We start from the raw sequence: 22010 nt of genomic DNA on the forward strand, positions 1-22010 counted from the left end.
CTCACGGATAGTAGTCCGGCTTGTAACCCGAGATAAGTCTGTATCCTGATATGAGTACCCAACCCCGAGCCATTATTGCTGACGATCACCCGTTGTTCCGTAGTGCAATGAAACAGGCTGTACAAAATACCCTTGGCGGCAATATTCTGGAAACCGCCAATCTCGAAGACACCCTCACTCTATTGCAACAGCACCCTGCCATTGAACTGGTGTTTCTGGATTTGAATATGCCCGGTAATCATGGGCTCACAGGGCTGACAACCTTGCATAACGCTTATCCCGGTGTGCTGGTATTAATCGTCTCGGCGGAAGAAAATCCGGCCGTGATTCGCCGCGCCATTGATTTTGGCGCCAGCGGTTATATTCCCAAATCTGCCTCACTGGATAAGATTGCTGAGGCGGTGGAAGCCGTTTTAGACGGCGAGCAATGGTTACCCGAAGAAATCGAGCCTTTAATACAGCGCGAAGGCGATGTCCGTGATCAGCATTTTGCCCGTAAACTCGAGTCGCTGACACCACACCAGTTCAGGGTGCTCAAGCATCTGGCCAATGGCCTGCTGAATAAGCAAATTGCCTTTGAAATGCAGGTGCAGGAAACCACCATCAAACAGCACGTTTCAGCCATTTTGCGCAAACTGGAAGTCATTAACCGCACCCAGGCCGGCGTGATGTTCAAACAGTTTATGGAAAAGCCCGACACAGCAGCGTAGTAGGGTGAAGCGGGCTTGTAACCCGTGTAGCAGCGCGTCGAGTGAAAGCCGTTTTTTGGCCGTAACGATGTTTAATACACTTGTCAGATGGCACTTGCCGCAAGTGTTTTAAGCTCACTTTCGTATCCTTGTGAATTGAAATTATCCGACAACTTATTCATAAAACCATGAAGGTACGACACCTGTTTAATTTTGGTCCTTTGCGTGTGGCTTAAATCCGCGATTAACTCTGATACTGAAAAGTGTTCTTCTGTTTGAGGGAAGATAAGAGTTATCGGAAACAGTGGTACGACTTCTCGATTATTTCTTATTTGTGAACCATAAAAACATGTAGCTTGTTTGACAGAAGCAGATGCAGGGCTATTTGAGAGATTCCATATGGCAGATGCACCGACACTAAATCCAACTAGATTTACATCAGATTCTAATTGGGTTAGTAATTTACTTAAATGCTTGGTGTATTTTTCAAGGCCAGTATTTGAGGTGAAAAACTGATATGCATCGTTTTCGGTTTGGAAGGCCATTTTTTGACCGTCGTATGGGTCTACGATGAGATAGTTCTTACAGATTGCATTTGCTAACTCCTCAAGAGCAGATGTTTTACCGAAAATATCTGTAACGATTATGGTATTCACTTAATTTTCCGTGTCATGTAACGCCTCGCTCACCGGGAAATTGGGGGCGCAGCGAGTAATTTCTCCGCGTGCAGCAACTTGTATGTCTGGGCTTTGCAATCAAGTGGGAGCAGGTCTTTGTAGCAAGCTCATGGCGATGCTCATTTTGCTGCTTTTTCATCATTGCACATAATAACGTCGCATAACGTCCAGATAGAATGATTCATTAACCAGTGACATGCCTTTGGCTTTAAAGGCCTGTAAGTCCGACTCAGAGGGGAAGGTGAAATAGTTGCCACCCGGTGGCTGCGCTGAGCAGGCAAGCTTGCCGGATGTGTTCAGTTCGTTTACTGCCCAGAGAATATCTTCAGCGCCCTGGCGATAGAGACTGAGTACGTTTTCCAGGTAACAGGCCTCAGGCTTTGTGTCTTGCCGCGAAATACGAATAATACGGCCGGTATCGATGGAGTTGTCGTCAATGGTATGCAGTGTGGTGCCAATCTGTTTTTCACCGCGCAGCATGGCCCAGAATGTGGCCATTACCCCGCGATAGTCTGGCAGCACGCCGGAATGTAAGTTGATGACGCCAAATTCAGGCCGATTAATACAGTCAGATTTAAGAATGCACCCGTAACGAATACAGATAATCAGATCCGGTTTTAACGCGTTTAGCTCAGCCAGACTCTCTTCGCTATTGGCGTTGTTCTGTACCTTTGGCGGTGCAACCAGGTAGCGGCATAACCCATCGAAACTGTGAAACTTTCCCTGTTGAGCGTTGGTATTGAGCAAAGGCTCGATCACCTGGTTGGGCAGAGACTGCTCGAAAAAAGTGAGCCGCTGCAAATCAGGTGGCTTCGAGCCGTTACCGCCCACTTTTGACGATAGCCAGAGATAACACTGGTGGTCATGCAGCGCTGGCAGTAGCTGGTTCAGTGCCACATTGCTGGCGAGATCGCGATTAGACAGAATGACTATGTTCATCTGATTCGTACAGCGAGACCATGGTTTAGGAACGTTTCCCGAGTGTAAACCTGCGACAGCCTGTCATCAATGCTGGGGATGAAAGCCTCAGGCTGATTGACCGTCGTTATTCGAGCACCGCTTTACTAAAAGCGTTAAGGTGCGCTGCCCAGGTATCGCGGGTCAGGGCACTAAAGGCATCACCGATGCTGATCTCTGCGCGGAGATGCTGCTGTGAAACGCTGTAGGGGGGCGGAATCAGCGCCACACCCTGCTCATTAACCCACTGACAGGCGCGTTTGAAAAAATGCTCCGGTTTAATGTTAATCTGCAATCGGAACATGCTGGTATGGGGCACAGTGGGGAGGGTAGAAACACCGGGCAGGGTGTTTAATTGCCCGGCCAGCCAAAGGGCCTGCTGATGACGCTCAGCCATTTGCAGTAAGTGTGTTTGCATCCCCAGGCGCGCGGCAAGCACAAAAGGGGCCTGCGTGTGCAGGTTACCACCGGCGCGGCGCTGCCAGCTTCTGGCCTGTTGAGTAAAGTCGGTATCGCCCAGTAACATGGCACCGGCCAGCCCGCCTAAATCCTTGTAAAAACTCACATAAACAGAATCAAACAGGGCGGCAATCTCGGCCAGGTTCTTGTGATAGGCCGCAGAACATTGCCACAACCTGGCACCATCAAGGTGGGTTTTAATACCCTGAGCCCGTGCCCAGTGTGTAAGGTCGTTCAGGCTTTGCCAGCTTGGCAGCACACCGCCGAGTTCTCGCATCGGCAATTCAATCAGCACGGCTGCCAGCGGCTGAGTCTGATGAAGTGCCTGTAGCGCTTCCAGGGTTGGAATGTCGTCTTCATCGCCCCACAGTTTGCCGCTGAGATTCCACAGCTTCTGGTAACCATCCTGTTCGTGCAGCACCAGGTGGCTGGTTGGATGCAGGGCGACTGTGCTGTATCCGGCTTTATCGGCCCAGATGCGAAGTGCCAGTGGCTGGGCGAGGGTACCACTTGGCATAAAAACCCCGGCGGGCTTACCCAGTAAGCCGGCGACCTGCTGCTCAAAGTCATTAATAAGGGCGCCCTGACCATAATAATCCGCTTCATCCAGTGCCTGGGTGTTCTGTGCCAGTATGCGCATGGTGGTTTGCAGATCCTGTGGCTGATGCCGGTGCAGTCGAAAGCGTGCTTTGGCGCAGGCACGGTTGTAGGCTTGCTGGTGGATGTCAGACGTAGTGTATTCCATTTAAAGGGAGAGAAGCTTACGGATAAGGCGCTTCAGGGCACCGGCTTTCACCGGTTTATGTAAGAAACTGAAACCGGCTTCTATGGCCTGTTCACGAATGCTTTCCTCATAATTGGCACTATTGAGAATAGTGGGGATTTTTTGTTGCCATGTCTGGTAGAGCACTTGCGCCAATTCTGTTCCGATAGCACCGTGGTCCAGATGATAGTCAATGACCAGCAAGGAAGGAGGCGAGGTCATCACCTCAAGCGCCTGTTGCTGGTTTGCCGCAGAAAAGGTGGTGGCCCCCCAACTTTCGAATAGCTGTACCATGGCAGAGAGGACCTGAGGCTCGTTATCGATCAACAAGACAGTGCGGCCGCGTAAAAACAGGCTCTTATCGCCCGGTTCGTTACTAATGAGGCTACTGTTGCGTGGTTGCTGCTGTTCAAAACGGGGCAGGGTAACAAAAAAGCCTGTCCCCTTACCAAGCTGTGAGGTAACGCCGATGGGGTGGCCTAATAATGAGCTGATACGCTCCACAATGGTCAGCCCCAGTCCCAGGCCCTGTTTGTTTTCCTGCTGAAGCTGGTGAAACTCGTTGAAGATTTCCTGTTGTTGCTCTTTGGCAATACCAGGCCCTGTATCCCATACCTGCAGGAGCAGGCTGTCCTGGTGGCGACGACAGCCAATCAGAATCTTACCTTTGGCAGTGTAGCGGATGGCGTTAGACACCAGGTTTTGCAGAATTCTCCTGAGCAACTTTTTGTCGGACTCGACCACCAGGGAAGAGGGACAATACTTAAGCTCCAGGTGCTTTTGTGCTGCAAGCAGGCGAAATTCTGCCACCAGAGGATCCAGAATATCGCGCAGGGGGAAGCGCTGACGATGCACCTTGAGGACACCAGCATCCAGCCGGGTCATGTCCAGTAACATGTTGAGGAGCTCCTCAGCATTATTCAGGGATTGCTGTAAGCCCCTGGCCAGTTCGGCTACCTCGCCGTGTTGGGTTTTCTGGGTAATCATGCCGGCAAACAGGGTGGCGGCATTAAAAGGTTGCATCAAATCATGGCTGGCCGCAGCCAGAAACTTGGTTTTACTCTCGTTGGCCTTTTCTGCCTCCAGTTTTGCAGCCTGCAGGGCCTGATTGGTGTGCTGCAATTGCTCCGTACGCTCTTCAACCCGATGCTCCAGAGTACTTTTCGCCTCTTCCAGTGCCTGTTGTGTTTTCACGTATTCGGTAATGTCACTGTAGGTGGTAACGAACCCGCCTCCTGGCATGGGGTTGCCCTGTAATTCAATTACGCGGCCATCGGGTTGGGTGCGCAGGTATTTATAACTGCTGCCGCGGCGGATATAGCCAATACGTTTGGCCACCTCTGCATCCAGATCGTCGATGGCACCGAGCATTCCGCGGCGCGCGTTAAACCTGAGCAGCTCTTCAACAGTGAGCCCTGCTTTAACGAAGCCTGCAGGGTAACTGAACAGTTCAATATAACGCTGATTCCAGGCCAGCAGTTTCAAATGCCGGTCTACCACGCTGATCCCCTGTTCAATATGTTCCACAGAGGATTGCAAGAGTTCATAGTTGAACTGGTAACTTTGACTGGCTTCTTCTACCAGTCCCACCAATTCATCCAGAGGCACATGCTGCTGCTCGGTAATGGCAGAGAGCAGGATGCGCGCACTGGCGCTACCCACATGGGCAGACAATTCCCGCTCTGCCTGTTGAATCAGCTGGCCGCTGGCATACCGCTGGTTGCCGGTGGCCTGTATTCGCGTTGTGAGGGCGTGTTGCCGTGCAGCAGGCAGCACCTTTTGTGTGACAGCCAGTAAAGAAGCGATTTTTATGGTCGGCGTAATCGCCTGGGGCTGCTCCTGGGCCGCAATGCGCTGGCGATAACCGCCGCGCATCAGGCTGACCAGCACAAAGCAGAGCAGATTCAGGGCAAGACTCAGGAGTACCCCTTCACTCATGGCCTGATCGCTGGGCGTAGACTCAAAATAATAGCTGGCTTTAATACTCGGCCACAGCAACCACACCACCCAGCCACCACAGCCGGCCAGTGTTGAGATAATCGCTGCGCTCTTGCTGGCCCGTTTCCAGTAAAGGGCGAAGAGCAGTGTTGGTGCCAGCTGTGCCAGTAGCGCCATGGCGATGATGCCACTGTTTACCAGTGGCGCAGTCTGACTCAGGTATTCAGAATAAAAATAGGCCAGACCTATCACCAGTAGCACCGTCAGACGACGAATGGTGAGCAAACTTCTGGGCTTTAGCGCCTGATGCTGATGAGGGCGAAAATGCAGTTTCAGCCATAAGGGGGTGATCAGGTTGTTGGCAATCATAATGCCCATGGCCAGTGTTGCCACAATGATCATACTTGAGGCTGCCGACAGCCCCCCGATAAAGGCCACCAGAGCCACTAGCGGGTTATCAGCCAGCATAGGTAGCGCCAGAACATAGGTGTCGGTATTGGCCTCTGGTAACAGGATTTTTCCTGCCAGGGCCACCGGTAACACAAACAGGTTTATGGCCACTAAATACAACGGAAACATCCAGCGTGCGGTACGTAATTCCTGTTCCCCGTTGTTCTCCACATAGTTAATGTGAAACTGCCGTGGCAGGCAGAACATAGAACAAAACCCCAGCAGCATGTGGCTGAAATAAACCAGTGGTGCAGCGTCACTTTGCAGAACCTGCCGGGCCGGTTCACTTAACTGCACTTTACCCAGCAAATCCAGCACACCATCAAACATGACATAGCAAATAAACATGCCCACCAGCACAAAGGCCAGCAACTTGATCACCGAGCCAAAGGCAATGGCCAGCATCAGGCCAGGGTGTTTCTCGGTCAGGCTGAGACTGCGGGTACCGAATAAAATGGCGAAAATCGCCATTAATAGCGCCACATAAAAACTGGTTCCGCCGGGCCATTGGGGTTCACCATCGGCAAGCAGGTTGACGCTGGTCGTTACCGCATCCAGCTGCAGAGCAGTGTAGGGCATCACGCCAAGAAAGCAGATCAGGGTGACGAACGCGGCAATCAGGTGAGAGCGGTTGTACTGGGTGCCAATAAAGTCAGCCAATGAACTGACATTTTGCTGCTGACACAGGTAAATCACCCGTCGCAACAGCGGATAACCGAAGGCAAACAATAAAATGCTGCCCACATAGGTAGGGGTGAACGCCCAGCCATAGGTGGCGGATTGGGCCGTGGTGCCAAAAAATGCCCAGGACGTACAGTGAATGCCTAAGGCCAGGCTATAAATGACCGGTCGCTGGGCACCGGCACGATGAAAGCGATCTCCCCAGAAGCCTACGGCAAACAGCAGTGCCAGATAGCCAATCGCCAGTATTGTCAGCAGCCAGATACTAAACATGTAATAAATCTAAATGAATCAATCACATCACTTTACCTTGCCAGTAGAGAGGATGCTATAGAGCGAAGGTGCTAAGCATGGCGTGTAATTTGCTTTTAGTTGCAGCACAGGTGCAAATTGCCAACTTATCAAAGAGGAAGCCCATGCAGATACAAACCGGTCAGAGTCTGTTTGACTATCTGGATAATCCACAAAAATCACAACAAAACCTGGAACAGCTGGCCAGTAACGGTCATCAGAATATGCGGGCTGAGTTAACTGAGCTGAGTGACACCAGTCGAGAGCAAATGGATGAGGCGCTGAAAAAAATGGAGTCAGGCGAGTCATCCGTAAAGCTGCAGACGCTGGACAATATGATTGCCTTTAACCTGCGCCCGGTTGCCGCCGAGCTGCAGGATCTTTCCGGGCGCCTGGGACTGCCGCAGCCGTTAACACTTGAGCAACAGCAGGGGAAATGGCAGGTTGTCAGCGAAAGCAGTGAACAACAGAGCAAGTCGGTAGAGCGCATGCAGCAGTATCTTGATGCTAACCAGCCACTGCAGGAAAAACTCAGCCAGCTCAGCCGGTTGTCTGAAATGCATGAATGGGGGAAAACCCGTGAATTTGCTGCTGAATTAAAAACCCAAGGCGCCGCAGAGGAAAAAGTGGTGGACTTTCTGAGCCATAGTCGCGAGCACATTAAGGGATTGAATGATATTTCATTGTCTTCTGATGAGGTCAGGCTACAATCCCGTGGCGAGGCACAGCGCCTCTTCGACGTGGCCAGCAAAAACTTAGGACTGAACGGATAATGCTAAAATCAATTTTGTTAGCGGTACTTTTGACATTACTCTCGGCCTGCGCCGCAAATGATCAGGCGCCGGTGACTGAAGATAAGCCGCTAACGACAGAAGCTGATAAGGCGCACACCAGCCGCAACGCGCTGGACTGGGGCGGCGTCTACGAAGGCGTGCTGCCCTGCGCCGATTGCGAGGGTATTCAGACTCGCCTGATGCTCTCAGCCAATGGCAATTACCAGTTGAGTGAAACCTATTTAGGCGAAGACCGCCGCGACTTTCAGTCTAAAGGTGAATTTGAATGGCTGGATGATGGCCTGCGTATCCGCCTTTTGGGCCGGCCTTCAGCTCCGGGGCTTTATCAGGTAGGAGAAAACCAGCTGTTTCATCTCGATCAGGATGGCCAGCGCATTCGCGGTGAACTGGCATCTGCTTACCGGCTTGCTAAACAGTTCGGCTCCGAAATTGTTGGCGTTAAGTGGCAACTCACAGAACTGATGGGGCAGCAGATAGCCAATGATGCACAAAAGCCCGTGTATTTTACTATCGGTGCCGATATGCAGGTAACCGGCTTTGCCGGATGTAACCGTTTTTTCGGCAAAGTAAACCTTGAGCAGGGCCAGCGACTGGCCTTTGGCAAAATGGCCTCCACCATGATGGCCTGCCCGGCACTGCAACAGGAAGGTAAGTTACTAAAAGCTCTGGAAATGGCCGATAACTGCACCTTGCAGCAGGGTATCCTGTCCCTTAATAAGGCCAGAATGGCGCCACTGGCAAGGTTTCGTGCGAATTAGTCCACTAACCCGCCAGGGCGTTTGCCACCTTCGAGTTTGTACTGCGTCCGAGCTTGCTGGTAATCCTTTCACCGGCCTGAATCAGTTTATCCAGATCGATACCGGTTTCGATGCCCATACCGTGTAGCATATACACCACATCTTCTGTGGCCACGTTGCCCGATGCGCCTTTGGCATAGGGGCAGCCGCCTAAGCCTGCTACCGCGCTGTCGATAACACTGATACCCTGCTGAAGGGCAATCAGGATATTGGCGAGTGCCTGGCCATAGGTATCATGAAAATGCACCGCCAGCTGCTCATTGGGAACGTATTGACTGACGACATCGAGCATATGCGCGGTTTTAACCGGTGTGCCCACGCCGATGGTATCTCCCAATGAAATTTCATAGCAGCCCATTTGCAGTAACTTATCAGATACTTCTGCCACTTTTGCGGCGCTGATCTCACCCTCATAAGGGCAGCCCAGCACGCAGGATACATAGCCACGTACACGAAGGTTATTGGCTTTGGCGGCATCCATCACCGGCGCAAAGCGCTCCAGGCTTTCAGCAATGCTGCAGTTGATGTTTTTCTGGGTAAAACTCTCTGAGGCTGCGCCAAATATGGCCACCTCATCGGCGCCAGCCTGCAGCGCCGCTTCAAAGCCTTTGAGGTTGGGTGTCAATGCCGAGTAGGTGACGCCGGACTGACGGCTGATGGCCTCGAACACGGCCTTACTGTCGGCCATTTGTGGCACCCATTTGGGTGACACAAAACTGCCGGTTTCCACCATGCGCAGGCCCGCATCAGCAAGGTTTTGTACCAGTGCCACTTTATCTTCCAGGGCAATCCGGCCCTTTTCATTCTGCAACCCGTCGCGGGGGCCCACTTCGACGATTTTTACTTTCTCAGGATACATGAATTCTTAGCTCTCAGGTTTCAGTTAAAAGCTTTCAGTTCAAAGCAATTGGCCGTTGGGTTTAACGAAAAACAATTTTGAATACTGACGACTTATTCTTCAGCTTCAAATGCCAGCAGTTCAGCGCCGCCGTCTACCAGTTCGCCTTCCTGAAAGAAAAACTCTACGACTTTTCCGTCAGCAGGGGCTTTGAGGCTGTGTTCCATTTTCATGGCTTCCATGATCACCAATTCCTGCCCTTTACTGACCGACTGACCCACTTCCACAGCCAGTTTGACCACAGATCCATTCATCGGGGCGGTGAGTCCGCCACCATGATGATCATGATCCAGCAGGCCCAGGTCAGGTAACTGACGTGAGAAGTGCAGGGCACTGGACTGGGTATACAATGAGCAGCTGTGCTCATCGCCGCTGATGGTGACGCGTTGGCGGTGACCATTGATAATAGCGATCAGGCTGTCGCCAAGGATCTCGCCAGTGGCATCCACCTGAAAGCGTTCACCACTGATCACAAAGCGTTTCTGAACGCCGCTTTCCTGCTGCTTTACCCTGACACTGTGCACGTTGTCGTGGATAAGAATATCCAGACTTTGCTGATATTGTTGATTACTGCGCCAGGCATTCAGACTTTGCCAGGGCGAATAGGGGTCCTGATGTTGCAAACTCACATTCTGGTGCGCCTGTTGTTGGCGCAGTACCAGATAGAGTGCCGCCAGTGGTAGTAAACCGGCAATATCGGCTTCATCTTCCAGAAATATCTCTTTTTGATGGGTGTCGATAAAACCGGTGTCCAGTTGCGCCTGTTTAAAGGCCTTGGTGCTAACCAGGTTATACAGAAAATCAATGTTGGTGGTGACCCCCTTTATCCGGTATTCGGAGAGTGCCTTGACCAATCGACGCAGAGCTTTATCACGATCCTCATCCCATACAATGAGTTTGGCGATCATCGGATCATAATACACCGACACCCCATCACCCTGGCGTACGCCGGTATCTACTCTGACATAGTCAGATTCGTCGGGGGGTTGTAAAAAGCTCAGCGTACCGGTTGCCGGTAAAAACTCATTGTCTGGATCTTCAGCATAAATCCGGGCTTCGAAGGCGTGACCGTTAATCCTCAACTGTGACTGGGTCAGAGGCAACTCTTCACCACTGGCAACACGCAGTTGCCATTCCACCAGATCCTGCCCGCTGATCATTTCTGTGACCGGGTGCTCTACCTGCAGGCGGGTGTTCATTTCCATGAAATAGAAGCTGCCGTCGGTATCCAGCAAGAACTCTACTGTGCCCGCGCCAACGTAATCAATGGCTTTGGCTGCTTTGAGCGCCGCTTCACCCATTTGCGCTCTGAGTTCGGCTGAGACGCCCGGGGCGGGGGCTTCCTCGATAACTTTTTGATGACGGCGCTGCACAGAACAGTCCCGTTCAAACAAATATACACCGTTGCCATGTACATCACAGAATACCTGGATCTCCACATGGCGGGGTTGGGTCAGATACTTTTCCACCAGCATCTGTTCATCACCAAAACCTGCCATGGCTTCACGTTTTGCAGCCGCCAGCGCCTGTTCAAATTCATCTTCATGATGAACCTGCCGCATGCCCTTACCGCCACCTCCGGCAGCCGCTTTGAGCAAGACCGGATAACCCATTTTGTCGGCTTCGGCTTTGAGGGTCTCTGCGCTTTGGTCATCGCCATGGTAACCGGGTACCAGTGGCACGCCTGCAGCCTGCATAATTCTTTTGGCGGCGGACTTTGATCCCATGGCATCGATGGCCGCAACCGGTGGGCCGACAAAAATAATCTGATTGTCTTCACACAGACGAGCAAAGTGCGCGTTTTCAGACAAAAAACCATAACCGGGATGGATCATGTCGGCACCTACTTTACGGGCAACATCGATGATGGTTTCAGCGCGAAGATAGCTGTCCTTTGATGGCGCCGCACCAATATGTACGGCTTCGTCGGCCATTTGTACATGCAGGGCATTGGCATCCGCATCGGAATACACCGCCACGGTATGAATGCCCATTCGCTGCGCCGTTTTAATGATCCGGCAACAGATTTCACCGCGGTTGGCGACTAGCAGTTTTACCAACATAATTACTCCTGAATCCAGTTGGGGCGGCGTTTTTCTAAAAAGGCACTGAGGCCTTCCTGTCCTTGCTCAGAAACACGGATGGTGGCGATACGCAGACTGGTCTTTTCCATGAGTTCTTCATCGTCGTCTTTGTGATCGGCAATATCAAAAATCAGTTGTTTGGCGGCACTGACCGCATCCGGACTGTTTTTCAGAATATGCTCAATAATATCGTCCACCGTACTGTCGAGTTCTTCTTCGGTGACAGCTTCACTCAGCAGTCCCAGGCGCCGGGCGCGACGGGCAGAGAACACCTCTGCGGTGGTGAAATAGCGTCTGGCCACCCGCTTACCAATGGCATCAATGACATAGGGGGCAATTGTGGCGGGGATCAGGCCAAGCTTAACCTCACTGAGGCAGAATTTACTCATTTTACTGCCTATGGCCATATCACAGCAGGCAATCAAACCTACCGCTCCGCCAAAGGCGGCTCCCTGAACTTTTGCCACAGTGGGTTTGGTCAGGGTATTGAGGGTATGCAGCATGGTGGCCAGGGCTTTGGCATCGGCCACGTTTTCTTCAAAACTGTAGCCCGCCATTCTTTTCATCCAGTTCGCATCGGCTCCGGCACAAAAACTTTTGCCGTTTGAAGCCAGTACCAAAACACGTACCTGGCTATCCTCACCAGCCTGCCTGAACAGTCCGGTCAATGTTTTGATCAGTTCATCGTCAAAAGCATTGTGCTTGTGAGGCCGATTGAGTGTCACGGTGGCGACACCGCGATGATCTACTTCATATAACACATCAGACATAAGGCCTCCTTACATGCGGAACACGCCGAAACGGGTGTCCTCGATGGGTTTGTTAAGGGATGCAGACAAACATAAGCCAAGCACTTTACGGGTATCGGCGGGGTCGATTACCCCGTCATCCCAGAGCCTGGCCGAGGCGTAGTAGGGATGACCCTGTCGCTCATAGTCATCAATAATAGGTTGCTTAAAGGCCTGTTCCTCTTCGCTGCTCCAGTCCTCATCTTTACGGGCCTTTTGGTCGCGTTTTACCTGCGCCAGCACACCGGCGGCCTGTTCCCCACCCATTACCGAAATACGCGCATTGGGCCACATAAACAAAAAGCGTGGATCGTAAGCACGGCCGCACATGCCATAGTTACCGGCACCAAAACTGCCGCCAATCAGAATGGTGAATTTAGGCACCTTGGCGCAGGCCACTGCCGTCACCATTTTCGCGCCGTGTTTGGCAATGCCGCCGGCTTCGTACTGTTTACCCACCATAAAACCGGTAATGTTTTGCAGGAAAACCAGCGGAATCTTACGTTGGCTGCAAAGCTCAATAAAATGCGCGCCTTTTTGTGCGGATTCTGAGAACAAGATACCGTTATTGGCGACGATCCCCACCGGATATCCGAATATACGAGCAAATCCGCAGACCAGTGTATTGCCGTACAGGGCTTTGAATTCGTCAAATTCTGACCCGTCTACAACACGGGCAATGATCTCCCGCACATCATAGGACTGACGACTGTCTTTGGGCACAATGCCGTAGATTTCACTGGCGTCATAATGCGGCTCTGTGGGCTCGGTCAGATGCAAAGAGACGGGCTTGGTACGATTAAGCCTGGCAACCGCATCACGGGCAATTTTGAGGGCGTGATGATCATTATTGGCAAGATGATCCGCCACCCCTGAGGTGCGGCAATGCACATCACCGCCACCCAGCTCTTCGGCGGTCACCACCTCACCGGTGGCGGCTTTGACTAAAGGCGGTCCGCCAAGAAAAATGGTGCCCTGTTCTTTAACAATAATGGATTCATCAGCCATCGCCGGAACATAGGCGCCGCCTGCGGTACAGGAGCCCATAACCACGGCAATTTGTGGAATGTTGGCCGCCGAGAGGTTGGCCTGATTATAGAAGATGCGGCCGAAGTGTTCGCGATCGGGAAAGACCTCATCCTGACGGGGCAGGTTGGCCCCTCCGCTATCAACAAGATAAATGCAGGGCAGGTTATTCTGTTCAGCAATCGTTTGTGCGCGCAGATGCTTTTTGACCGTTAGCGGGTAATAAGTACCACCTTTTACTGTGGCATCATTGGCGACAATCATGCATTCGACACCACTGACACGGCCCACGCCGCAAATGATGCCTGCGGCAGGGACCTCTTCGTCGTAGACGTGCAGCGCAGCCAGTTGAGACAGCTCAAGAAAAGGGGCGCCGGGATCAAGCAGTGCTTCGATGCGCTCACGGGGTAATAACTTGCCTCTGTCCGTGTGGCGCTGATTGGCTTTTTCGCCTCCACCCTGACTGATTTGGGAAAACTGCGCGCGCAGGTCCTCTACCTGTGTCTGCATATGTTCGGCATTCTCGGCAAAGGCCTGACTCTTTATATTGATTTTAGATTCTATTCGGGGCACAAGGCTCTCCTGCTAAAACGTTGTCAGATATCAACTATCAGTTGGCAGCAAAAAGCTGATCACTGACAGCTGTAGACTGATGACTATTTAGGCTGACTCTTTAAACAGTTCGCGACCGATTAACATACGGCGGATCTCAGAGGTACCGGCGCCAATCTCATACAGCTTAGCATCCCTGAGTAAGCGTCCGGTGGGATATTCGTTGATGTAGCCATTGCCGCCCAGCAGCTGAATGGCATCCAGTGCCATTTTGGTTGCCAGCTCAGCAGAATATAGAATCACCGCGGCGGCATCTTTTCGTGTGGTTTCTCCGCGATCACAGGCTTTGGCAACCGTATACACATAGGATCTGGCAGCATTCATTTGTGTGTACATGTCGGCAATCTTGCCCTGTACCAGCTGAAATTCACCAATGCTCTGACCAAACTGCTTGCGGTCATGAATATAGGGCACAACCACATCCATGCAGGCTTGCATTATGCCCAGTGGACCACCAGAGAGGACCAGACGCTCATAGTCGAGGCCGCTCATCAGCACCTTCACACCACCCCCTTCAACGCCCAGGATATTTTCTGCCGGTACCTCACAATTATCGAACACGAGTTCACAGGTATTGGATGAGCGCATGCCCAGCTTGTCGAGTTTTTGTGCCTGAGTGAAGCCAGGGGTGTCTTTTTCAACAATAAAAGCAGTGATGCCTTTAGAGCCGGCATTGACGTCAGTTTTGGCGTAGATGACAAACACGTGGGCATCGGGACCATTAGTGATCCACATCTTGTTACCGTTGAGGATGTACTTGTCACCGTCTTTTCTGGCGTTAAGTTTCATACTGACCACGTCAGAACCGGCGTTGGGCTCGCTCATGGCCAGTGCGCCAATATGTTCACCGCTTACCAGCTTCGGCAGGTATTTTTCCCGTTGTGCGTCGTTGCCGTTTTTATAGATTTGGTTCACACATAAATTGGAGTGCGCCCCATAGCTGAGTCCGATACCGGCTGAGGCGCGGCTGATTTCTTCCATCGCCACCACGTGGGCGAGGTAGCCCATGTCAGCACCACCATATTGCTCTGATACGGTGACACCCAACAAGCCCATGTCGCCCAGTTTAGGCCACAATTCATTAGGAAAGGCATTGTTTTCATCGGCACTTTCGGCCAGTGGCGCAATCTCACCCTGGGCAAAGGCATAAACATGGTCTCGAAGCATATCGACTTCTTCGCCAAGTCCGAAATTCAGGGTAGGGTAATGGGCTTTCATGCGCGTTGTCCTCTTGTCAGTTGTTCGAGTTCCAGGCGACAGCGTTGTTCCAGATCGTCCAGTTCATTCATCAGCATACGGATGTCTTCCAGTTGTTGGCTCATGCTGGCGCGTTTGAGGGCGATCATGTCGAGGATCACCTCGTTCTGGGCCAGGGAGTTCTGGTTGCTGTCATAAAGGTTAAACAGGGTTTTGGTTTCTGCCAGTGAAAAGCCGAGTCTTTTTCCTCTGAGGATCAGTTTCAGCCTCACCCTGTCTTTGTTGTGGTAGATGCGAGTCTGACCGTTGCGCTCAGGACACAGTAGCCCTTGTTCCTCGTAAAAGCGGATGGAACGGGGGGTAATGTCAAATTCTTTTGCCAGTTCGCCAATACTGTATGTGCTGTTGTCGGCCATATCACTTTACGTTTACGTAAGCTGTAAGTTAACCTAAAGGTAAAGTAAGCGTAACAAGGCGTCAACATGGGGGAGAGCAGAAAAACTGGTCAACCTGTGAAAATGTTCATTATGCTGTACGTTTGGCTTATAGCGTTTGTTCCCGCAACTGGTTTAGCATAGCCCCCAGATGAGGCTGGCGGACCGGGCCGGATGTCCAAAAAACGTGGGGCGCGGGTCGATATAATTTTGGTTAACCCATACAGAGGATTCGATGATGGATAAGAATGATGCAGTGGTAATTGTTGATGCAAGACGTACCCCGATGGGGGGCTTTCAGGGCGCACTGTCACCTCTGACTGCGGTTGAGCTTGGAGCCGAAGCGATAAAAGCGTTGCTTGAGAAACAGGACGCTGATGCAGTGCAGGAAGTGTTTATGGGATGTGTGTTGCCTGCCGGACTGGGACAGTCTCCTGCACGTCAGGCAAGTTTGAAGGCGGGGCTACCGTTGTCTGCTGGCGTCACTACCATTAATAAGGTGTGTGGTTCAGGTATGAAAGCGGTCATGCTGGCGCACGATTTAATCAAGGCGGGCAGTATTGATACGGCCATAGCCGGAGGCATGGAAAGTATGAGTAACGCGCCTTATTTGTTGCCGAAGGCGCGCAGCGGATACCGTATGGGCCATGGTCAGGTGCTGGATCACATGATGCTGGATGGTCTGGAGAATGCGTATGACGGTAAAGCCATGGGATGCTTTGCCCAGGATACCGCAGACAAAGAACGCATCGATCGTGAACAAATGGACGAATTTGCTCTTACTTCTTTGTCACGGGCCAATCAGGCCATCAGCAGCGGCGCTTTTGCCAACGAAATTACGCCTGTGACCATTGCCACCCGCAAAGGTGATATCACCGTCGATACCGATGAAGGGCCGGGTAATGCTATGCCTGAGAAGATCCCCAATCTTCGCGCTGCATTTAAAAAAGACGGCACGATCACTGCCGCAAATTCCAGTTCGATTTCTGATGGTGCCGCGGCACTGATGGTCATGCGCGAATCCGTCGCGCAGCAAAAAGGCCTGACACCCCTGGCGAGAATTGTAGGCCATAGCACTCACTCCATTGAGCCAGAAAATTTCACTGTGGCACCGGTGGGCGCAATGCAAAAGCTGCTGGACAAGGTTAACTGGCAGACCAGCGATGTAGATCTGTTTGAAATTAACGAAGCCTTTGCCATGGTCACCATGCTGGCGATAAAACAGCTGGAGCTGGACGCTGAGAAGGTGAATGTTAATGGTGGCGCCTGTGCGCTGGGCCATCCCATCGGTGCTTCCGGTGCCCGTATTCTGGTGACGCTGCTGCATGCGCTGAAAAATCGGGGACTGAAAAAAGGCATCGCCTCATTGTGCATTGGAGGAGGCGAGGCCACCGCTATCGCTGTGGAGATGCTCTAAGGTCTGAAACCAGGGTGGGGTGCAGCCCCACCTTGCACTGACTAATGCTGTTCGGGGGTATGCGTCGCGTACCCCTGCTTGTTAGGGAAATAGCGTAACACCAGGTTTTGATAAGCCTCGGTACCCAGAAAATTACGCATTGCTGATGCAACCCCTTCAACCAGTTGCGGATCCGAATCCGGATGAAAGGCGCCGTAAAAGGTCAGTTCATCGAAGGTCACCAAGTGCTGTAACAGCCTGATTTCATGCTCTTGCAGTTGGTGCAGCATACTTTCAGATAGGGAGATCACATCGACCCTGTCCAGTTCAAGCAAGCCCGTAAGCTGTGCAATATTCTCTACTTCGACCAGATTGTTTCTGGTTGAGAAGGCGTCATGTGAGGTCATGATATGCGCTGTGGCGCTATCTCTGATGACCCCGACCCGGTAGAACTGCGCATCTGTCCACTGCTTAAATCCAGGATAATGTTGAGATTTTCGTCCGAATAGTGAAACCTGATTACTGGCAAAAGGCTCCAGCCACAGAAACTGGGTTTCACGCTCTGCGGTTCTGGCCATGGAAAATATCAGGGTATCGGGCTGAGTGCTGGCAATATGGTAGGCGCGGGCCCAGGGCATCATTTCTACCTTGAGTTCCATATCGAGCCGCTCTGCCACCTGTTTGAAAAATGCAATTGAAAAGCCGTCGTAGCCGTTTTCGGTTTTAAAACTAAATGGCGGGAAATGCTCTGTCACGGCACGAAGCTGAGCACCGTGAGCACTCAGGCTGCAAACCAACAGCAACAGAACGTGACTTAACACCCTGATTGTCACCAGATCGCTCCACTTCGCCCCAACAATATTCTTACAGCATAACAATAAATCAGGAAATGTGTCTGTCCTGCTGTGGGTGCAGCCTTTCACAAGGTTAACTACTACTGCATGAGGGGGCTTAGGAGGGCGTCAGTTGCTCTTCTTTGATGCGCTGAATATAGGCCAGGCGCCAGCCAAGGAAAATGGCCGCGCTGGTCAGGCCCACAATAAAGCCGATCCAGAAGCCGGTAGCGGCCATTTTGGGTACGATCCAGTCGGTCAGACCCAGGATGCAGCCAGTGGTGAGGCCGATTCCCCAGTAAGACAAAAAGCTGATATAGAACATGGCCTTGGCATCTTTATAGCCGCGCAGCGCACAGCCGGATATGACCTGTATTGCGTCAGAAAACTGGAATACGGCCGCAAGAAACATCAGATCTGCAGCCATACGCACCACTTCAGCATCATTGCTGTAAAGGTCTGCTATCTGAAAGCGCAGCAAGAATGAGACGCTTGCGGTAAACAGTGCGCAGGCTATTCCCACAATCCAAGCGCCATGCACGGCTTTTCTGGCATGTAAGGGCTTCTCTTCACCTAACAGAAAACCGACCCGGATGGCGACCGCCAGTCCGATGCTTAAGGGGATCATAAACATCAGGGCTGAAAAATTCAGTGCCACCTGGTGGGAAGCGACAATAAGGGCGCCAAAGGGGGCCAGGAGTATCGCCACCACAGAAAATAAAGACACTTCAAACAGAATGGTCATGGCGATGGGCAGTCCCAGCCGCAATATTTCGGCAAATTCAGACAGCCTGGGGGCATACCACTGACTGAAAAAAGGGTAATGAGACATTTTGCGGGAATAATGGGTGTAGACCCAGGTACACACCATCATGCCGACAAATACTAGACCCGTTGCAATGCCGCAGCCCGCGCCACCAAAAGCGGGTAGCCCCAGCTTGCCGTAAATAAACACGTAATTGGCGGGAATGTTAATCAACAGCCCGACAAACATGATGATCATCGACGGGCGGGTAACAGACAAGCCCTCGCAGTACTGGCGGAGGACCTGGTAGACAGCGAAAAAGGGCATGCTTATGAGCATGTACTGCAAATATTCCAGCGTAATGGCCTGCAGTTTGGGTTCCATGCCCAAAAGACCTTTAAGATGAGGTACCCAGAAATAACATAAAGCCAGTGGAACAGAGAGCAATAAGGATAACCAGAGTGTTTGTTGTCCCTTGGCAGGGATCAAATCAGTGCGTCTTGAGCCATCCAGACGGGATACGATAGGCGGGAGGGCTAAAATGATGCCCTGCAGAAAAAACAGAATGGGCATTACAATACTAGATGCAATAGCCACTGCAGCCATATCTGTGGCAGATACTCTGCCGGCCATAATGGTATCGGAAACCCCCATCAGGGTCTGTGTGACCTGAGCAATAAGAAGCGGCCAGGCCAGTTTAACCAGTTGTCGTATTTCGTGGGACAGACTCATAGATGATGATGGGTTCAGGGGCAGTATTTTTGGGGCTCTTTATACCATAAGCGGTGAAAGTCAGCCCGTAATTTTATTGCTACAAAGGGTTACCGCTGGCCAGAGTTTAAAAAATTCCGGTGTGATAACCGTTGCACTATAACGGGGCGGTATTGCACCTTATATTGCAATAACCGGCATGCTCAGTGCCTGTGAAAATAAGTTATCGTATTGAAAATAATGGAAAAAATAAAACTGGTACGGCCTGTGCTTTTAAATCGCTGCGTTAATTTGAGGGGTGGTCGCCAATGGGAATTGCCGATACTAAAACAAAAGCGACCTGAAATACGGGAAATAACAATAATAAAAGGGCACTAAAAACAATAACAGCCTGCTCCCGGTGGTCGTAACATAATAATCTCCCCCGATTCTGCTTTAGGAAAACGAAGCGGTTGTTGCGAAGGTCAGAACATAACAATAATAATCTGACCTGGCATATTAATAAGCCCATGGCGGAAGATTCCCCCATGGGCTTTTTTATTCAGTGTTTTTATCCAGCAGACAACGGGTTGCTAATTGCCTTCGTTTTGCGCCAGTAAATCTAGAAAAAAGGCATATTCCAGCGCGATATCGTGCAGACGTTGAAAACGTCCTGATACACCGCCGTGGCCTGCATCCATATCGGTCTTAAACAGCAGTACATTATCGTCTGTTTTATACTCGCGCAGTTTGGCCACCCACTTTGCCGGTTCGAAATACTGTACCTGTGAATCGTGCAACCCTGTGGTGACCAGCAGGTGCGGATAATTCTGGTGCGATATCTGATCATAGGGCGAATAAGACAGTATGTAATCATAGTAAAGCTTGTCTTTGGGATTGCCCCATTCGTCAAATTCGTTGGTGGTCAGCGGAATCGTCTCATCTAACATGGTCGTTACCGCATCCACAAAGGGCACATGGGCCGCGACCCCCAGATACAGCTCAGGTGCCTGATTGATAACCGCGCCCATCAGTAGTCCGCCAGCACTGCCCCCCATGGCAAACACCTTGTCCTTTGCGCCATAGCCGCTTTCTACCAAGGCTTCCGTGACATCAGTAAAGTCATTGAAGGTGTTCTTTTTCTTCAGTTTTTTGCCGTTTTCATACCAGTGTCTGCCTAACATTTGCGAACCGCGTACGTGCGCAATAGCAAATACGACGCCACGATCCAGCAGACTCAACCTGGCACTGTCAAATTCCGGCTCGGAGATGAAGCCGTAAGCGCCATAGCCATATTGATACAGTGGGTTGGTACCGTCTTTGTTGAATGTATCTTTGCGGTAAACCAGTGTTACCGGCACTTGAGTACCGTCTCTGGCTTTAATATACAGGCGCTCTGAGCGGTAATTGTCAGCCTCAAAGTCCCCCGGTACAGGCTCTTGTTTGAGCTGATGTTGGTCTAATGACTCCAGCGCTATGTCATAGTGAGTGCCCGGCGTGGTCATGCTGGTGTAATACACTCTCACGCTCGGGCTGTCGAGCTCATTGTTACCATACAGATAAACGGTGTACGCCTGGTCCTGAAAGGTGAGGGTACGCTCCTGACCAGTGTCGAGGTGACGCACAACAACCTGTGTCTGGCCCCGCTGCCGCTGCAGATACACCAGATGCTGATTAAACATCTCAATGTCTTCCAGTATGACATCCTGGCGATGAGCAATGACTTCCTGCCAGTGCGCTTTGTTGCCTAAATTATCAGCGGCAACCCGCATCAGACGAAAATTGACCGCCTCCAGATTGGTCAATACGTAGTACTGGTCATTATGCCTGGCGATATGGTACTCCAGTCCTGCTTCCCGTGGCACAAACTCAACAGGCATTGCATTGGCATCGTTGGCATCGAGCAGGGATACCCCTTTGGTCTCGGTAGCGTCATGAATAATGTAAATCTGACGGTCATCCTTGCTCTTATCTATTTCTGTGAAAAAAGTGGGGTCCTGTTCCTCATACACCAGCCTATCCTGGCTTTGTTCAGTGCCTATTACGTGGCGGTATACCTGATAGGCAAGTAAAGTCTGGGGATCTTGCTTAATATAATAAAAATGTTGGCCATCATTACCCCATACAATGCTTCCTGAGGTATTGATAATCTGATCAGGCAATAGCTTGCCTGTGCGCAGATTCTTGATACGAATTTGATACATGCGCCGGCTCAGGGTGTCCTCACTGTAGGCCAATAACTCATTATTGGGACTGACAGCAATGGTGTCGACCTCATAGTAGTCATGGCCCTGGGCCAGTTGGTTGATATCCAGTAACACCGTCTTGTCACTGTCATCGATGTTTTTGCTGCGCACATATCGTGGATATTCATTATCGCCGGATACTTCACTGAAGTAGAAATAGTCGCCATCTCGTACCGGTACGGACTGATCATTCCTGGCGATACGCCCTTTCATTTCCTCGAATAGCTGCCGCTGTAACGTCTCGGTATGCGCCAGCATCTTCTGCGCATAGGCATTTTCTGCGTGCAGATAAGCCAGCATCCTGGGATCTTTGCGTTCGTCGTCGCGCATCCAGTAGTAGTTGTCGATGCGGGTTTCGCCGTGAATGGTCATTTTGTGGGGGATTTTGTCTGCAACAGGAGCACTGTTGTGATGAGCCGTATGAGCAGAAACAGCGCCCTGTTCCCGTTCTGCCAATGAGCAGGACGGCAGCAACAAAGTGAACAGCACAGCAAGGGGAATAGCGTGAAAAGATGACATAGGCTGGCGTTGTCAGGAGATAAGAAAGCCTCGAATATAGCAGTAC

Annotated in this window: 17 protein-coding genes; 4 read left to right on the forward strand and 13 right to left on the reverse strand. The window is 51.4% G+C overall.

Annotated elements, in window-relative coordinates; translation table 11 throughout:
• Positions 1 to 50: 50 nt before the first annotated feature.
• A complete protein-coding gene (locus CCY32_RS00230) occupies positions 51 to 710 on the forward strand; it encodes a response regulator transcription factor (RefSeq protein WP_088328355.1) in 660 nt (219 codons plus the stop codon).
• An 83-nt stretch (positions 711 to 793) separates the two neighbouring features.
• Here CCY32_RS00230 and CCY32_RS00235 read toward each other — a convergent pair whose 3' ends face one another.
• The 4 genes from CCY32_RS00235 to CCY32_RS00250 all read right to left on the reverse strand — a co-directional run bounded on the left by CCY32_RS00235 (position 794) and on the right by CCY32_RS00250 (position 6887).
• Positions 794 to 1345 carry a dienelactone hydrolase family protein gene (locus tag CCY32_RS00235; RefSeq protein WP_088328356.1) on the reverse strand — a complete coding sequence of 184 codons (552 nt, stop codon included), beginning with the start codon at positions 1343 to 1345 and terminating at the stop codon, positions 794 to 796.
• 159 nt (positions 1346 to 1504) lie between these two features.
• Complete coding sequence (locus tag CCY32_RS00240) at positions 1505 to 2305, reverse strand: formyl transferase (protein WP_088328357.1); 801 nt, start codon at positions 2303 to 2305, stop codon at positions 1505 to 1507.
• A 106-nt stretch (positions 2306 to 2411) separates the two neighbouring features.
• Entirely contained in the window at positions 2412 to 3527 is a 1116-nt protein-coding gene (locus CCY32_RS00245; protein ID WP_088328358.1) for a beta-eliminating lyase-related protein, read from the reverse strand.
• Complete coding sequence (locus CCY32_RS00250; RefSeq protein ID WP_088328359.1) at positions 3528 to 6887, reverse strand: NahK/ErcS family hybrid sensor histidine kinase/response regulator; 3360 nt, start codon at positions 6885 to 6887, stop codon at positions 3528 to 3530.
• A gap of 143 nt (positions 6888 to 7030) precedes the next feature.
• Here CCY32_RS00250 and CCY32_RS00255 point away from each other — a divergent pair, with 143 nt between their 5' ends.
• Both CCY32_RS00255 and CCY32_RS00260 read left to right on the forward strand, forming a co-directional pair.
• Positions 7031 to 7678, forward strand: coding sequence for a hypothetical protein (locus tag CCY32_RS00255; protein WP_141096150.1), 648 nt, complete (start codon positions 7031 to 7033; stop codon positions 7676 to 7678).
• The gene (locus tag CCY32_RS00260) at positions 7678 to 8457 is read left to right on the forward strand and encodes a copper resistance protein NlpE N-terminal domain-containing protein (RefSeq protein ID WP_088328361.1); all 780 of its coding nucleotides are present in this window, start codon (positions 7678 to 7680) and stop codon (positions 8455 to 8457) included. The genes CCY32_RS00255 and CCY32_RS00260 overlap by 1 nt, the downstream gene beginning before the upstream one ends.
• Before the next feature lie 4 nt (positions 8458 to 8461).
• Here CCY32_RS00260 and CCY32_RS00265 read toward each other — a convergent pair whose 3' ends face one another.
• The 6 genes from CCY32_RS00265 to CCY32_RS00290 all read right to left on the reverse strand — a co-directional run bounded on the left by CCY32_RS00265 (position 8462) and on the right by CCY32_RS00290 (position 15517).
• The gene (locus CCY32_RS00265) at positions 8462 to 9355 is read right to left on the reverse strand and encodes a hydroxymethylglutaryl-CoA lyase (RefSeq protein ID WP_088328362.1); all 894 of its coding nucleotides are present in this window, start codon (positions 9353 to 9355) and stop codon (positions 8462 to 8464) included.
• Positions 9356 to 9447: 92 nt separating this feature from the next.
• Positions 9448 to 11457: an acetyl/propionyl/methylcrotonyl-CoA carboxylase subunit alpha gene (locus tag CCY32_RS00270; protein WP_088328363.1), complete on the reverse strand. Its 2010-nt coding sequence runs from the start codon at positions 11455 to 11457 to the stop codon at positions 9448 to 9450.
• Positions 11458 to 11459: 2 nt separating this feature from the next.
• Positions 11460 to 12248, reverse strand: coding sequence for an enoyl-CoA hydratase/isomerase family protein (locus CCY32_RS00275; protein ID WP_088328364.1), 789 nt, complete (start codon positions 12246 to 12248; stop codon positions 11460 to 11462).
• A 9-nt stretch (positions 12249 to 12257) separates the two neighbouring features.
• The gene (locus CCY32_RS00280) at positions 12258 to 13865 is read right to left on the reverse strand and encodes a carboxyl transferase domain-containing protein (protein ID WP_088328365.1); all 1608 of its coding nucleotides are present in this window, start codon (positions 13863 to 13865) and stop codon (positions 12258 to 12260) included.
• An 87-nt stretch (positions 13866 to 13952) separates the two neighbouring features.
• Positions 13953 to 15122 carry an isovaleryl-CoA dehydrogenase gene (locus CCY32_RS00285; protein WP_088328366.1) on the reverse strand — a complete coding sequence of 390 codons (1170 nt, stop codon included), beginning with the start codon at positions 15120 to 15122 and terminating at the stop codon, positions 13953 to 13955.
• Positions 15119 to 15517: a MerR family DNA-binding transcriptional regulator gene (locus tag CCY32_RS00290; protein ID WP_088328367.1), complete on the reverse strand. Its 399-nt coding sequence runs from the start codon at positions 15515 to 15517 to the stop codon at positions 15119 to 15121. The genes CCY32_RS00285 and CCY32_RS00290 overlap by 4 nt, the downstream gene beginning before the upstream one ends.
• Before the next feature lie 253 nt (positions 15518 to 15770).
• Between CCY32_RS00290 and CCY32_RS00295 the strand changes: the two genes are divergently transcribed.
• Positions 15771 to 16952 carry an acetyl-CoA C-acyltransferase gene (locus CCY32_RS00295; RefSeq protein ID WP_281492493.1) on the forward strand — a complete coding sequence of 394 codons (1182 nt, stop codon included), beginning with the start codon at positions 15771 to 15773 and terminating at the stop codon, positions 16950 to 16952.
• Positions 16953 to 16993: 41 nt separating this feature from the next.
• Here CCY32_RS00295 and CCY32_RS00300 read toward each other — a convergent pair whose 3' ends face one another.
• From CCY32_RS00300 to CCY32_RS00310, 3 genes are all read right to left on the reverse strand, one after another.
• Entirely contained in the window at positions 16994 to 17752 is a 759-nt protein-coding gene (locus CCY32_RS00300; protein ID WP_168171388.1) for a transporter substrate-binding domain-containing protein, read from the reverse strand.
• 130 nt (positions 17753 to 17882) lie between these two features.
• Positions 17883 to 19241 carry an MATE family efflux transporter gene (locus CCY32_RS00305; RefSeq protein ID WP_088328370.1) on the reverse strand — a complete coding sequence of 453 codons (1359 nt, stop codon included), beginning with the start codon at positions 19239 to 19241 and terminating at the stop codon, positions 17883 to 17885.
• 551 nt (positions 19242 to 19792) lie between these two features.
• Complete coding sequence (locus tag CCY32_RS00310) at positions 19793 to 21964, reverse strand: S9 family peptidase (protein WP_088328371.1); 2172 nt, start codon at positions 21962 to 21964, stop codon at positions 19793 to 19795.
• Positions 21965 to 22010: the final 46 nt, after the last annotated feature.

This window comes from Lacimicrobium sp. SS2-24 (assembly GCF_002201535.1).
Taxonomy (GTDB): domain Bacteria; phylum Pseudomonadota; class Gammaproteobacteria; order Enterobacterales; family Alteromonadaceae; genus Lacimicrobium.

Excerpts from the sequence above, each read along its gene's own strand:
- CCY32_RS00230 (WP_088328355.1), top strand. The coding sequence starts at position 51 with ATGAGTACCCAACCCCGAGCCATTATTGCTGACGATCACCCGTTGTTC.
- CCY32_RS00240 (WP_088328357.1), bottom strand. The coding sequence starts at position 2,305 with ATGAACATAGTCATTCTGTCTAATCGCGATCTCGCCAGCAATGTGGCA.
- CCY32_RS00245 (WP_088328358.1), bottom strand. The coding sequence starts at position 3,527 with ATGGAATACACTACGTCTGACATCCACCAGCAAGCCTACAACCGTGCC.
- CCY32_RS00250 (WP_088328359.1), bottom strand. The coding sequence starts at position 6,887 with ATGTTTAGTATCTGGCTGCTGACAATACTGGCGATTGGCTATCTGGCA.
- CCY32_RS00255 (WP_141096150.1), top strand. The coding sequence starts at position 7,031 with ATGCAGATACAAACCGGTCAGAGTCTGTTTGACTATCTGGATAATCCA.
- CCY32_RS00260 (WP_088328361.1), top strand. The coding sequence starts at position 7,678 with ATGCTAAAATCAATTTTGTTAGCGGTACTTTTGACATTACTCTCGGCC.
- CCY32_RS00265 (WP_088328362.1), bottom strand. The coding sequence starts at position 9,355 with ATGTATCCTGAGAAAGTAAAAATCGTCGAAGTGGGCCCCCGCGACGGG.
- CCY32_RS00270 (WP_088328363.1), bottom strand. The coding sequence starts at position 11,457 with ATGTTGGTAAAACTGCTAGTCGCCAACCGCGGTGAAATCTGTTGCCGG.
- CCY32_RS00275 (WP_088328364.1), bottom strand. The coding sequence starts at position 12,248 with ATGTCTGATGTGTTATATGAAGTAGATCATCGCGGTGTCGCCACCGTG.
- CCY32_RS00285 (WP_088328366.1), bottom strand. The coding sequence starts at position 15,122 with ATGAAAGCCCATTACCCTACCCTGAATTTCGGACTTGGCGAAGAAGTC.
- CCY32_RS00290 (WP_088328367.1), bottom strand. The coding sequence starts at position 15,517 with ATGGCCGACAACAGCACATACAGTATTGGCGAACTGGCAAAAGAATTT.
- CCY32_RS00295 (WP_281492493.1), top strand. The coding sequence starts at position 15,771 with ATGATGGATAAGAATGATGCAGTGGTAATTGTTGATGCAAGACGTACC.
- CCY32_RS00305 (WP_088328370.1), bottom strand. The coding sequence starts at position 19,241 with ATGAGTCTGTCCCACGAAATACGACAACTGGTTAAACTGGCCTGGCCG.
- CCY32_RS00310 (WP_088328371.1), bottom strand. The coding sequence starts at position 21,964 with ATGTCATCTTTTCACGCTATTCCCCTTGCTGTGCTGTTCACTTTGTTG.